We start from the raw sequence: 13,146 nt of genomic DNA, 5'->3' as shown, positions 1-13,146 counted from the left end.
ACCTTAACATTATTTACTACTCTAAGAATTTGAGCAATATTTCTAAAAGAATTTTTACCAAGATAGAACATAGATAAAGCAGTAAAAATAATATGCACAGGATAACGCATACGTTTAAAATCAGTCTTACCAACTAATTTAGACATGGATGCAGGTAATATATTATTTGGTTTAGGAACAAACATAGAATGATTACATTTTTTATCACAACATGATGTTAGTATATAACCATGGACACAAAATAAGGTTTTCTGTATACTAAAAATGAGGAAGGAAGTGTCCATAAATGTCTAAGAGAAATACCTATACAGATGAATTTAAAACTATGATTGCAGAATTAGTATTATCAGGAAAACCAGTTAAAGCAGTAGCAGACGAATATAGCCTAAGCCAAAGCACAGTACGTGGTTGGGTAAAGAAAAAGGCCCCTATTGAAGTAAAAGGTGATACTACTAATCTTGAAGAAATTCTAAAGATTAAAAAAGAAAATGCAAGACTTAAGGAGGAAGTAGAAATATTAAAAAAAGCTATGGCTATATTCGCAACCAAATAGACCCTGATAATATATTTGAAATAATCAAAGATAACTCTGATACACATAGCATAGATACTATGTGTAAGTTACTCGATTATCCTAGAAGCACCTATTATGATAAACAAAAAGAAAAGCCTGAAAATAAGTGGAAAAAAGAAAACAAGAAGCTACAAGAAGATATTTTAAAAATATATAATGAAAGTGGTAAAGTATATGGTGCTCCTAAAATTCGTGAAAAATTAAAAACACAGGGTTATGAAAAAATTAGCCTTAAAAGAGTTCAAAGACATATGAAAAAGCTTGGTATTAGATCAATTGTAGTTAAAAAATATAGACCACAGTCTACTAAGAAAGTTTATGAAGAAGGTGAAAACCTCTTAAATAGAGACTTTACAACTACAAAGATAAATGAAAAATGGGTAGCTGATATTACATATATCCATACTCAAAAAGATGGGTGGACTTATTTAGCGTCTATCTTAGATTTGCATACCCAAAAAATAGTAGGATATAGTTTTTCAAAGACCATGGATACATCCTTAGTATTAAAGGCATTAGATAATGCTATAACTACCCAGAAACCCACTAAAGGTTTAATTATACATTCAGATAGAGGTTCACAATATACATCAAAAGAATATCGTAAAGCAGTAAAATTAAAGGAATTAAAACTATCGTATAGTGCCAAAGGTTGTCCCTATGACAATGCTTGTATAGAAAGTTTTCATGCAATACTTAAAAAAGAATGTGTATATCTTAATACGTTTATAGATTACAATCATGCTAAATTAGTGTTATTTCAATATATAGAAGGATTTTATAATAGAAAAAGAATTCATTCATCAATTAATTACATGACTCCAAGTGAATATGAGTATTTATGTAAAGTAGCATAGCTTGCTTTAGATTTTAAGCCTGAGGGAACACTAGCCACCCGAAGGGCTTGCCCTTGATAAACTAATGAATAAATGCTACAATGCCCCATCACGAAGGCAAGATAGTATAGCTTGCTTTGAGTTTGTCGCCTTCGGGTAAAAATTCAAGAGCATTTATGAATGGTTTGTCAAGGGTGGCGGATAACCACAAAAAAACCTAAATTTTTGTCCAAACTATTGACATAGATCCAACAACGATAATTAGAGTAATATTTATAATCATGATGAAGACATGTTGCTTTACCGCAAACAGGGCAACGGGGGTATTTAGGCACCTTTTTAGACGTTGGTCTATCAGGAGCAAATTGGTGATTACATTTACGGCAAAGGTATTTTTGATAACCATCTCTATCTTTGCCATAGCGATAAAAAGAATCTTTATTATTGCATTTTGGACACTTAATTGGTACAATTTTTTGCATGAGGACTTCATCCTTTCTGGGAGGTATTTGTTTTATGGCAAAAACATTGTACCACAGAGGATTGAAGTCCTCAATTTTCATTTAAGTTTACAGAGCGATGTTTATCTTAAAGGAGGAAAATATGAAATATTTTAAAAAGAAATTGTTTATTTTATTATTAGGCATATCAATGCTTATCAATATTATATTATTTATAAAGATAGTTTCACCAAAAAATTATGAAAGATTTATAAGGGGATGTTATCAGAGTAATGGATTAACTTTTAATTTTTTTGAAGATAATATTTTAAGAATATCTAATAATAATTATTATATAAATACAGAATATAATAAAGTTGGTGAAAATATGTATGTGTTTAAAGTAAAAGAAAATGTTTATTTTGTTTTTTGGTACGATGAATCATTTTATTTATTTAATAGTAATTTTGAGAATGTTATGCAGTTAGAAAAGATAAGTAATCAAACAATGGTAAATGTAAATTTAAAAGAAAAAAAGATGGAGTAAAATTGGTAGTGTGAAATAGTTTGTGTTTCGCCATTCCAGGTTAAGGAATTTTGATAAAATTTAAAAACTAATTTAAAATAAAATCTTAAATTATTAGGTTCAATAAGAGTGTTGATTAAGTTTACTAAGTTTAATATATTTTTATACAATAAAACTAAGCTGTCAAGCTTTACAGCATCTTTATTGAGAGAGATAATTTAATAGTAGTAGTAAATGTAGGGTAGTGGGTAGTTGCAAAGCAATTATCCATCAAATCCATATTTTATTTTTCCTGCTTATTCAAGATATCCTCAAAGAATATATTTAACTGAGCAAGTATTTGATCCCAACCCCTCATTCTGGTTGTCCACTTGGATGTAGCATTTATCATTGCTAAATAGAGGCTCTTTTCTAAAGAAAAATCTGTTGGAAATATTGTCTTGTTTTTCGTTACTTTTCTTAATTGTCTATTAAAATTTTCTATTGCATTTGTTGTGTACATTAACTTTCTAATTTCTGGTGGATATTTGAAAAATGTTGATAATTCAGCCCAATTATTACGCCAACTAGATACGCAACTAGGATATTTTTTACCCCATTTATCTTCAAAATAATCTAACTGGATTAATGCTGTCTTTTCAGTATTTGCTTTATATACTGTTTTTAAATCTTTTATTAATTCACGTATATTCTTGTAATTTACATATCTAGTGGAGCTTCTGATTTGGTGAATAATACACTTTTGGATCTCAGCTTTTGGATATACTGCTGTTATTGCTTAGCTAAAACCAGGTAAATTATCTGTTGCAAAAATCAATACATCTTCTAGATCTCTATTTTTTAGATTATTTAATACCATTAGCCAATATTTAGAACTTTCATTTTCACCTACATACATACCCAATACTTTTTTTAAGCCATCCATTGTATATGCTAAAACAACGTATACGGCCTTTTTTACTACCGCTCCATTGTCTCTTACATTGTAATGAATAGCATCCATAAAAACGAAAAGATAAAGCTTCTCTAGCGGTCTTTGTAGCCATTCTTCAATTGTTGGTAATACCTTATTTGTTATCTTTGATACTGTTGACTCTGAAAGCCCAAATCCATAAATTTCTTGAATATGTGCAGATATGTCTCTTGTAGTCATACCCATTCCATACATGGAAATTATCGGATTTTCAATGTTTGAGATGTCTTTTGTATGTTTTTTAACTATTTGGGGTTCAAAACTTCCATCCCTATCCCTAGGTATTTTGATTTCCACCTCACCATTAGAGCCTTTTACCCTCTTGCTACTATACCCATTTCTTGTGTTAAGACTAAGTGGTTTTTCTCCATATTCATAGTCTAAATGCTCATCTAACTCTGCCATTAGCATTTTTTCTTTCTGGTCTTTTTCTTCCCATAACAAAATCCTCCTAGTTAAGTTATTTTACCTTAACCTGGAGGATTTTCATACATAAATTATTTCACAGTCTCGTAAAATTTACTCCATCTTTTTTATACTAACGTGTTTTTACAACTTGAAAACTTACTCCTGTAACTTCGTGTGGTGTTATTACATCCCAAAGTTCTTTAGTACCATCGGAATGATGTTTATAGATATGAACTTTTCTAACTTGATAACTTCTAGCAGTTCTTAATTTATACCAACCAGGCCCTGGAACATTAACGTTAACGTGCGCAACTCCTGAAGTGGATGCTTCACCTAAATTAACAGTAAAACTAACACGTTCTTTTTCTATGGTTACGCTAACATCTAATGATGGACCTGATCCATCTTTCCAGGCAAAAGAACCACCATATGGAAATTCGTAACCATCTCTTGGTTGACCACCAGCATCGCCGTAAGAGCTCATTCCATTTTTAATTGCTACCGTTTCAGTTGAATAATATGAGCGATCTGTTAACGTGATTAAGTTTTGTAAATATTCATCAATTTGTTTCTTGAAATTTTCTTCAATAACTTCATCAGGTAAGTTATAGGTTATTACTTCATTTTGAGTATCTTTTTGAGCATTTACTGTTGCTGGAGATAATCCTATTAATAGCACACTAAAAACCATCAATAGACTTAAAGATTTTTTAATTTTTTCTTTTAACATTTAAATACCTCCTTTTAAGTGTTATAATTAGTGTAACATAAGTATAATAAGAAATTTGTCGGGTTATGAATGTAGTAAAAAATTTTTTTAAGAGTCTAAGTTTAAGCTTTACTTTTGAAAAGTAGCAAAGGTTTAGAATTTGTAGAAATTGATACTTTTATAAATGGATTTGTACTTTTTGATAATTCTTTAGACAGTTTATAGATTTTAATATTTTAAAGCGTGACTATATAGCGCAAATTTGTTGTACAAATTTACTGTGTTGTATACATAAGAAGGTGAAGGAATGGATTAAGGGGAATAAAGGCTATAAAAAGCGTTATAAGGGTTTTCAGGAGTGAAGGCATATAAACCTATTGACGACAAGCAATCAAAGGGGTTTAAAAAAGCAAATTTAAAGCCAGAATAGGGAAATATTATGTCATGGTTTTATGAAAAAACAACCCCATAACTTTATTATTGCTAACACTATGACGGTATAATAGCGGTATATTATTTTTTTAATAAAGAAGGAAAAAAGCAATAAAGGTCGAATATTACAACGGGTGATAATATGACATATGATATAATTTATATGGTTTATGGTGCTAGTGATGTAGCGGAGCAGATAGGGGCAAAAGAATCAACATTAAGGAAATATAGTTTGTTATTAGAGAAGTATGGATAAGAGTTTAATAAAAACGACAGGGGACAGAGGGGATATATAGATAGCGATGTATAAGAATAATTAACAAGTTAGGATATAAAGAAGTATATTAGAATGTTTTAAAATTATGTTTATCGGCTTTGTAAACTAAACATGAAAAAATAGCACAATGTTTTATAGAATTGCTTTAAATTACTTTCAATTTCGCCTTGACGATTATAAAAGTCCGCCTTGAGATTGTCAAGGGTAAAATGAACGCGCTAAAGCGCGTCCTTGACAATCTCAAGGACGTACATTTGAAAAATATTTTGGCGAAATTAAAGCAAAATTTATGCTACAAGAAGATACTTTTTCTTCTCTCTTTCATTTAGATTTAATCCAGCAACTTGGGCTGGAGTTAAACCATTAAGAGATGAATGTGGCCTAACAAAATTATAGAAAATATAAACATGCTGATTAGGTTATTTGCTGATTCAAAAGAATTGAAACCTTGCTTTGTTTTATACCAAGCTTTAAATTGATGGTGGAAAGATTCAATTAGATTATTAGAAATATCATCTTTAAAGCTTTCGACACGAATATGTTTAACATCTTTTCCTAATACAGTTTTTACTGGGACATTGTATGCATTGTAGCGGTCACTAACAATAGCATTAGGTTTCCCTAGATCTTTAACAGAATTAAGCAAAGAAAAAGCTTGGTCTGAATTTCTGTGTGGTGAAAGATGAAACCCTAGGACAAAGCGAGTTTGTGAATCAACAATGAACCATATGTAATATTTTTTATCAGCGATTTTTATAATAGTTTCATCAGCATGCTATTCGTCGGAATTAAAATCTAACATTGGAACAAGTTCCAAAGCAATATTATTAAAATAAGGGGCAAACTTTTTACACCAATTGCTAATAGTAGTATGAGATACCTTAACATTATTTACTACTCTAAGAATTTGAGCAATATTTCTAAAAGAATTTTTACCAAGATAGAACATAGATAAAGCAGTAAAAATAATATGAACAGGATAACGCATACGTTTAAAATCAGTCTTACCAACTAATTTAGACATAGATGCAGGCAATATATTATTTGGTTTAGGAACAAACATAGAATGATTACATTTCTTATCACAACAACGATAATTAGAGTAATATTTATAATCATGATGAAGAAATGTTGCTTTACCGCAAACAGGGCAACGGGGGTATTTAGGCACCTTTTTAGACGTTGGTCTATCAGGAGCAAATTGGTGATTACATTTACGGCAAAGGTATTTTTGATAACCATCTCTATCTTTGCCATAGCGATAAAAAGAATCTTTATTATTGCATTTTGGACACTTAATTGGTAGAATTTTTTGCATGAGGACTTCATCCTTTCTGGGAGGTATTTGTTTTATGACAAAAACATTGTACCACAGAGGATTGAAGTCCTCAATTTTCATTTAAGTTTACAGAGCGAAAAAGTATGAAAGGAGGGATAATTATGAAGCGAGGGACAATTGTAGTAATATGCATGCTTTTAGTTATGTGTTTTTCAATATTTAGTAATGTAGCTTTGGCATCAGAAATACGGGATAGGAAAGAGGAAGTTATTATCGAACCAAATATTATGTTACCAAGAGATAAAACTATATATATCATTTATGCTAGTAAGGAAGAGGCTAAGGATACTTATTATTATAGGGAATATAGTGAAAATGATGAAGGTTGGTGGTCTGGCACGTTATATCTTACTAATCTAGAAAAAATTAGCGGCGGAAGATGGAGGGCAACTTATAAGGGAAAAATTTATTTTAGCTATTAAAATATAACTGATAAGTGTTTTTGAAACTATGTTTGGGGTAAGGGTGTAAAAGTACCATTACCCCATTTCTATTTTTGCTAAATTAAATTAATAATATAAAAACAAAAGTTCCGTTTTTTACTATTCGTACCGTTTTTCCTACCATTCGTGCCATTTTAAACAAATTTAAGGATAAATGTGGTATATTCTTAATAAACCAAGTTTAAATATTTGGAGGGTTTAAATGTTACATAAATTAGCAGAGGATATAAGCTTTTACCTTATAACCAATAAAGTAATAGATATAGAGGATAGGGATATTTATATCTATGGATTAGAATTACTTATTTCTACTTTATTTACATCCATTAGCATATTGATTCTAGGATTTTTAATAAGGGATTGGATTTCAGCGGTAGCATATTTATCTGTGTATTTTTTTCTGAAATCCTACACAGGAGGCTATCATGCAAAACATTATTATGAATGTTATATCTATTCAATATTTGTTTTTATTGTATTAATAATTGCAAAGAATATAATTGTACCTATTTATAGGCCAATTATCGGGTTATTTTCACTGATTTTTTCTATAATAGTCGTATTTAAATTTGCTCCCGTTACAAACAAGAACAACCCAAAGACTGAAGAGGAGATTTTAAAAAACAAGAAAATAGCTAGAAGAAGAATATTAATTTTGAGCATAATGGTAATCTTAGGATATACAGTAAAATCTAAACTGATAGACCTATGGCTTATGCTTGCTTTAACAGAGTTTTCAATTGCATATTCAATACTCAAGGCAAAGTTTTTAGATAAGAGTACTTAATCAAATATAACTTTTGGAAAGGAGATGTTGTGCTGAAAAAGGTATTAGCTATATTGGTTATATTTCTGATAATGAGCATAGTGAGCGTTCAAAATACTAGTGCCAAATTGTTATTAATAACTTAGAAATAAACAACATTAAAGGAAAGGTCTTACAACAAGAAACTGATATTCAAAAAATAAAGATTTGAACATGCGATAAATAGCAGGTTTTTCCAAGATTTTTATAAAGGTTCTATTATGCTTGTTACAAATTTAAATATTGAAAAAGATGAGATAATAGAAAAAGTAGTGTCTTTATTAAATATACATAATAAGGCTGATTATGAGAAAAATTTAAAAGAGTATTCAGATTGGGGAAAATCGAATAGCAGATACCAGTGGTAATTATTAAGTTTAATCATAGAAGCAAACTTACTGACCTATGAAAAACATTAAAACCCTCAAAAATTGAAGCCTTTTCAAAAAGAAAGGCTTATGTAAAGAAGAATTTTTAGAAAGGAGGGAACAATATGAAAAACATGAAGATAAAGGTATTAGAAAATGTTGCTAAATTATCAAAGAAAGCAGTTTCAACGGCAGAAGGAAAGCAGTCCATGTTTATATTCTTTGAACCAAAGAAGCCAGAGAAGAAGTAAGGTAAGATAAGGTAATAGGAGAGTGTGTGGGTAGTTAATTCTTCGATGTTGACGTTAGGCTGGTTATTATATAAAATTGCTATTTATTATTAAGCAATTAATTAATTTTGAAGAAATATAAGATTATCAAGGTAAAAAGTTGTATCCTACTTATTGGTCTTAATAATATTTCCGTATTCATGAGGGATATTCCAGCGTAATAAATAATTTATCCAATATAGAGAATATGAACTTATTATTGACAATACTATATTCCATTCCATTCATAGTACTAGCCTGTTTACTAGCGAAATGTTTCACTTACATGCTAAAACAAGCTGAAATAAAGGGTATTTCAGGGGTATTAGGATTTTTAACATATAATAATAGAAAAACCTCCAGTATCAATCAAGGAGGTTTTTCTATTGCCTACAAATACAGTTTATGGTAGTCTAAAATCAGAATTATCTTTAAGGAATGATAATAATGGTCTATATTGGAATTTGTGATGATGATAGATATTTTATGGATTATATCGGCAGGGAGCTAGAGAGAATTTTAAAGAAAAAAAATATAGACGCTAAAATTTATAAATTTGAAAGTGGAATGGATTTATTAGAGGCTTATGATAATGAGGACAAGCCTTTCGATATCATATTCCTTGATATAGGTATGCCAAGATTAGATGGCCTAGAGGTGGCAGAAATTATTAGAAAAAAGGATGAGGAAACCCTGTTAATATTTTTAACATCCATGGAAGAAGAAGTATATAAGGCTTTTAAATATAATACCTTTAGGTTCATCAGAAAAACCCACATAAATAAAGAATTAAAGGAAGCATTAGAAAGTTCTATTGAAAAGATAACAGATGAAAAGTGTATATTCAAAACATTAAATGGTGATTTATCCATATATACTAGTGATATACTCTATTTTGAATTTATTGATAGAAATGTATATATAAAAACCTTTGATACCAAATACAAAACAACCATTAGAAGATTTAAGGATATAGAAGATAAATTTACCTCTAAAGGTTTCATATTGATATATAGAGGTTGTATGGTGAATATAAATTATATAAAGAGCATAGGGAATCTTGATATAACTTTGGATAATGGCGAAAAACTTCCCGTTAGTAGATATAGGATGGAGGAAGTGAAAAAAAGCTTTATTAAAGTGGCAAGGAGAGGATAAAAAATGCCTCAACTAAAATTATGGATATTATATGAATATGTTCTTTGTTTAGTAGAAGTACTCCTTTTTTATGGTTTTATAAGCACCACATTGGAGAGGCATAAAAGGGTAAAAAAAGGCTGGTATTACCTATCAATTATATTATTGTCCATATTAATATTGATATTGACGGAAATTAAGATTTATTCCATGATACGAACCATATTATTGTATCTGATACTACTCTTTATATCCTATATATTATTTCAGGGGAATATAAAGGAGAAAGTGTTTTCCGTTACCATGTTTTATTTTTTCTTGATACTTAGCGATATTTTAATAGTTAGCATTTTTAGTGCTTTTATTGAGAAGGATATAAAGAATATTATAGAAACTCAAGCCTGGCATAGAATATTATTATCACAGATTTCCAAACTGCTGTTATTCATATTATTAAGGATGGCCAAAAATAATTATAAAAAGGACAATGTAGATATTCCCAGATATTATTGGTATTGGATATTATTTGTTTATTTAATATCCGGAATAAATCTTTTAGCAGTATTCAATATAAGCTTGATTCTTAATGAATTAAATTTGGGAATCCAACATCTGACGATAACAATTAGTTTAGGCTCCTTAGCAATAGTCATTATTACTTATTATATATTCATAAAGTTAAATAGCTTTTATGAGGAGAGAAATAACTATAGAATAGTAGAAATAAAAAACCAAATGCTTAAAAAGGAAATGGAAGAAAAGGAAAGAATGTATGAGGGAGTCAAAAAGCTTCAACACGATTTTAAGAACCATATAGTCTGTATAGAGAAGTTATTGGAGAAGGGGCAATTCCAATTAGCTAATGAATATGTTAAAGACCTAAAAGAAGAAGTTATTGAAACCTATACATGGATTAAAACTGGAAACGATGCGGTAGACGCCATATTGAACCTTAAGAAATCAGAGGGAGCTCAGAAGAAGATAGAAATGGATATGAAAATAAATATTCCAGATAATTTAACCATTAAACCTTTAGACTTATGTACAATTTTGGGGAATGCATTGGATAACAGCATAGAAGCCAACGAAAAACTTAAAAGTCAGGATAAAAGATATATTGACCTGAAGATTAATCCATATAAGGATTATCTATTCATTGAAATATTAAATCCATCATCCATTAATCCAATCGATGAAGATGGAAAGCTTAAGACTACCAAAAAAGATAAGGAAAACCATGGCTTCGGCATGAAAAGTATAGAAGCAGTAGTGGAAAAATATAATGGGATACTTCATTATGAATATAATGATGGAAAGTTTATATTGAATATAATGCTACCTTTATGATAAGAGTTAGGCTCATTAGTCTAACTTTTTCTATTTTTATTCATTCTATATTAGTATGAAAAGAATTATTGTACATAAAATATCATTGTGTTTAAAAGGAAGAATATTGGTAATAAATATATTGAAAATGATTATCAAAATCAGATAATGGTTTTCAAAATATGAATATGGAATTACCTACAGAAGGAGGTAAATAAATGCGTTTTGAAATTTATGATCCAACAGAAATAAAACACTATAGGGTTTTAGACCCCAATGGTGAAGTAGTAACAGAAGAAGATATTCCTCCATTTTCAGATGAGGAGTTGCTATATCTATATAAAACCATGTTGTTTTCAAGAATCATGGATGAAAGAACCCTATCCTATCAGAGACAAGGAAGAATGCTAACCTATGCACCAAATATAGGCCAAGAAGCTGCCCAAGTAGGAAGTGCCTATGCTATGGAGGATAACGATTGGTTCGTACCATCCTTTAGGGAACTAGGTGGATGGCTTGTCAAAGGAGTTCCTCTAAAGAATATCTATCTATATTGGTATGGAAACGAATGGGGCAGCCACATCCCAGAAGGTATTAAGGCACTACCCGTCTCAGTTCCCATCGCTTCCCAATTGCAACATGCTGCAGGCATTGGTATGGCCAATAATATAAAGGGTGAAAAGGATGTAGTGGTAGCCTATGTAGGAGATGGAGGAACATCTCAGGGAGATTTCCACGAAGCCTTAAACTTTGCAGCCGTATTTAAAGCTCCAGTAGTATTTGTGGTTCAAAACAACCAATATGCTATTTCCGTTCCAAGAAAGGAACAAACTGCAAGTAAAACCATTGCCCAAAAAGCCATTGCCTATGGTATGCCTGGCATATTAGTAGATGGAAACGATATATTTGCCGTCTACAATGCAAGCAAGGAAGCAGTAGATAGAGCTAGAAGGGGAGAAGGTCCAACTTTAATCGAAGCTTATACCTATCGATTAGGGGCACACACCACTTCTGACGATCCAACTAAGTATAGGGAAAATGAAGAAGTAGAAAAGTGGAAGCCAAAGGACCCAATCCTAAGATTTAAAAAATATTTACAAAAGAAGGGAATACTAACTGAGGAATGGGAGGAAAAGACCAAGAAGGAATTAGATGACCAGGTAGTATCCACCTTTGAAGAAATTGAAAATAAATCGGATACCCTAATTGAAGATATATTCAAATACCATTATGAAACCATGCCTCCACATTTAGAAGAGCAACTTGAGGAATATAAATCTTTTTTAGAAGGAGGTAAATAATATGGCTAATAAGTTAAATATAGTAGAAGCTGTAAACCAAGCCCTAATGAATGAGATGGAAAAGGATGAAACTGTAGTAGTTTATGGTGAAGACGTAGGAGTTGAAGGAGGAGTTTTTAGGGCTACCGTTAATCTCCAGAAAAAATTTGGAAAGCATAGAGTATTCGACACCCCCCTTGCAGAATCTGCCATTGTAGGAACAGGTGTAGGAATGGCTATAAATGGCTTGAAGCCAGTAGTAGAGCTGCAGTTTATGGGATTTTCCTATCCTGCCTTTAACCAGATAATATCCCATGTGGCCAGGATGAGAAATAGAAGCCGAGGCCGTTATAATCTACCAATGGTCATTAGAGCACCCTATGGAGGAGGAATAAGGGCCTTAGAACACCACTCTGAAAGTACGGAAGCACTATATGCACACATTCCAGGCCTGAAGGTGGTAATACCTTCTACCCCATATGATACAAAAGGCCTTCTTATAGCGGCCATTAGGGATCCAGACCCAGTAATATTCTTGGAGCCAAAGAGAATCTACAGGGCTTTTAGACAGGAGGTTCCAGAGGAAGCCTATGAACTACCCATTGGAAAGGCTAGGATTGTAGAAGAAGGGGAAGATGTTACCGTCATAACCTGGGGTGCCATGGTAAGGGATGTACAAAAAGCTAGTGAAATGGTGAAAGAAAAGGGGATCTATCCTGAAATAATAGATTTACGCACCATTTCTCCTATGGATAGAGAAACCTTCGTTGAATCCGTCAAGAAGACTGGCAGAGCTGTAATTGTCCATGAAGCACCTAAGACTTTAGGAGTAGGAGCAGAAATAGTATCAGTTATTAACGAAAAGGCCTTCTTGTATTTGGAAGCTCCACCTACAAGAGTAACTGGTTTCGACACCACTTTCCCCTTGCCAAGAGGAGAGATGCACTATATCCCATCTCCAGAGAGAATAGCAAAGACTATAGAAGAAGTAGTTAAGTTTTAGG

The 13,146-nt window shown here is 31.3% G+C and carries 11 protein-coding genes and 4 pseudogenes; 10 read left to right on the top strand and 5 right to left on the bottom strand.

What is annotated here, in order from left to right; genetic code table 11:
* Positions 1 to 251 (bottom strand): annotated as a pseudogene (locus BLV68_RS13105) (IS6 family transposase); the annotation flags it as partial.
* Between the two features lie 35 nt (positions 252 to 286).
* On the opposite strand from BLV68_RS13105, the gene BLV68_RS13100 reads away from it, so the two are divergent.
* Positions 287 to 1,431 (top strand): IS3 family transposase gene (locus tag BLV68_RS13100; protein ID WP_093754565.1). Its coding sequence is split into 2 segments (ribosomal slippage): positions 287 to 527 and positions 527 to 1,431, totalling 1,146 coding nucleotides; the frame shifts between segments, so codons are not numbered across the junction.
* Positions 1,432 to 1,661: 230 nt separating this feature from the next.
* Here the strand turns inward: BLV68_RS13100 and BLV68_RS13095 are convergent.
* Positions 1,662 to 1,892, bottom strand: a pseudogene (locus tag BLV68_RS13095) (IS1 family transposase); the annotation flags it as partial.
* A gap of 121 nt (positions 1,893 to 2,013) precedes the next feature.
* On the opposite strand from BLV68_RS13095, the gene BLV68_RS13090 reads away from it, so the two are divergent.
* Entirely contained in the window at positions 2,014 to 2,397 is a 384-nt protein-coding gene (locus tag BLV68_RS13090; protein ID WP_093754563.1) for a hypothetical protein, read from the top strand.
* Between the two features lie 262 nt (positions 2,398 to 2,659).
* Here BLV68_RS13090 and BLV68_RS13085 read toward each other — a convergent pair.
* The 3 genes and pseudogenes from BLV68_RS13085 to BLV68_RS13075 form a co-directional block, all read right to left on the bottom strand.
* Positions 2,660 to 3,754 (bottom strand): annotated as a pseudogene (locus BLV68_RS13085) (IS256 family transposase).
* Between the two features lie 133 nt (positions 3,755 to 3,887).
* Positions 3,888 to 4,487 (bottom strand): hypothetical protein, encoded by a 600-nt coding sequence (locus BLV68_RS13080; protein WP_093754561.1) that lies wholly within the window; start codon positions 4,485 to 4,487, stop codon positions 3,888 to 3,890.
* 975 nt (positions 4,488 to 5,462) lie between these two features.
* Positions 5,463 to 6,493 (bottom strand): annotated as a pseudogene (locus BLV68_RS13075) (IS6 family transposase).
* A gap of 122 nt (positions 6,494 to 6,615) precedes the next feature.
* Here BLV68_RS13075 and BLV68_RS13070 point away from each other — a divergent pair.
* The 8 genes from BLV68_RS13070 to BLV68_RS13045 all read left to right on the top strand — a co-directional run bounded on the left by BLV68_RS13070 (position 6,616) and on the right by BLV68_RS13045 (position 13,145).
* Positions 6,616 to 6,936 (top strand): hypothetical protein, encoded by a 321-nt coding sequence (locus BLV68_RS13070; RefSeq protein WP_093754559.1) that lies wholly within the window; start codon positions 6,616 to 6,618, stop codon positions 6,934 to 6,936.
* Between the two features lie 223 nt (positions 6,937 to 7,159).
* Entirely contained in the window at positions 7,160 to 7,744 is a 585-nt protein-coding gene (locus tag BLV68_RS13065) for an accessory gene regulator ArgB-like protein (protein WP_093754557.1), read from the top strand.
* Between the two features lie 239 nt (positions 7,745 to 7,983).
* On the top strand, positions 7,984 to 8,130 hold the full coding sequence (locus BLV68_RS15510) for a hypothetical protein (RefSeq protein ID WP_159428702.1): 147 nt from the start codon (positions 7,984 to 7,986) through the stop codon (positions 8,128 to 8,130).
* Between the two features lie 125 nt (positions 8,131 to 8,255).
* Positions 8,256 to 8,381 (top strand): AgrD family cyclic lactone autoinducer peptide, encoded by a 126-nt coding sequence (locus BLV68_RS15285; protein WP_143035288.1) that lies wholly within the window; start codon positions 8,256 to 8,258, stop codon positions 8,379 to 8,381.
* A 465-nt stretch (positions 8,382 to 8,846) separates the two neighbouring features.
* The gene (locus BLV68_RS13060) at positions 8,847 to 9,557 is read left to right on the top strand and encodes a LytR/AlgR family response regulator transcription factor (RefSeq protein WP_159428701.1); all 711 of its coding nucleotides are present in this window, start codon (positions 8,847 to 8,849) and stop codon (positions 9,555 to 9,557) included.
* Between the two features lie 3 nt (positions 9,558 to 9,560).
* Positions 9,561 to 10,883: an ATP-binding protein gene (locus BLV68_RS13055; protein WP_093754552.1), complete on the top strand. Its 1,323-nt coding sequence runs from the start codon at positions 9,561 to 9,563 to the stop codon at positions 10,881 to 10,883.
* A 197-nt stretch (positions 10,884 to 11,080) separates the two neighbouring features.
* Complete coding sequence (gene pdhA, locus BLV68_RS13050) at positions 11,081 to 12,163, top strand: pyruvate dehydrogenase (acetyl-transferring) E1 component subunit alpha (RefSeq protein WP_093754550.1); 1,083 nt, start codon at positions 11,081 to 11,083, stop codon at positions 12,161 to 12,163.
* 1 nt (position 12,164) lies between these two features.
* On the top strand, positions 12,165 to 13,145 hold the full coding sequence (locus BLV68_RS13045) for an alpha-ketoacid dehydrogenase subunit beta (RefSeq protein ID WP_093754548.1): 981 nt from the start codon (positions 12,165 to 12,167) through the stop codon (positions 13,143 to 13,145).
* Position 13,146 lies beyond the last annotated feature (1 nt).

This window comes from Tepidimicrobium xylanilyticum (assembly GCF_900106765.1).
GTDB classification, from domain to species: domain Bacteria; phylum Bacillota; class Clostridia; order Tissierellales; family Tepidimicrobiaceae; genus Tepidimicrobium; species Tepidimicrobium xylanilyticum.
Note: the sequence above shows the minus strand (reverse complement) of the source record. Positions and strands in the feature narration are given on the sequence as shown.

Coding starts and splice junctions, on each gene's coding strand:
- BLV68_RS13060 (WP_159428701.1), top strand. CDS start 8,847: ATGGTCTATATTGGAATTTGTGATGATGATAGATATTTTATGGATTAT.
- BLV68_RS13070 (WP_093754559.1), top strand. CDS start 6,616: ATGAAGCGAGGGACAATTGTAGTAATATGCATGCTTTTAGTTATGTGT.
- BLV68_RS13090 (WP_093754563.1), top strand. CDS start 2,014: ATGAAATATTTTAAAAAGAAATTGTTTATTTTATTATTAGGCATATCA.
- pdhA (WP_093754550.1), top strand. CDS start 11,081: ATGCGTTTTGAAATTTATGATCCAACAGAAATAAAACACTATAGGGTT.
- BLV68_RS13080 (WP_093754561.1), bottom strand. CDS start 4,487: ATGTTAAAAGAAAAAATTAAAAAATCTTTAAGTCTATTGATGGTTTTT.
- BLV68_RS15510 (WP_159428702.1), top strand. CDS start 7,984: ATGCTTGTTACAAATTTAAATATTGAAAAAGATGAGATAATAGAAAAA.
- BLV68_RS13055 (WP_093754552.1), top strand. CDS start 9,561: ATGCCTCAACTAAAATTATGGATATTATATGAATATGTTCTTTGTTTA.
- BLV68_RS15285 (WP_143035288.1), top strand. CDS start 8,256: ATGAAAAACATGAAGATAAAGGTATTAGAAAATGTTGCTAAATTATCA.
- BLV68_RS13065 (WP_093754557.1), top strand. CDS start 7,160: ATGTTACATAAATTAGCAGAGGATATAAGCTTTTACCTTATAACCAAT.
- BLV68_RS13045 (WP_093754548.1), top strand. CDS start 12,165: ATGGCTAATAAGTTAAATATAGTAGAAGCTGTAAACCAAGCCCTAATG.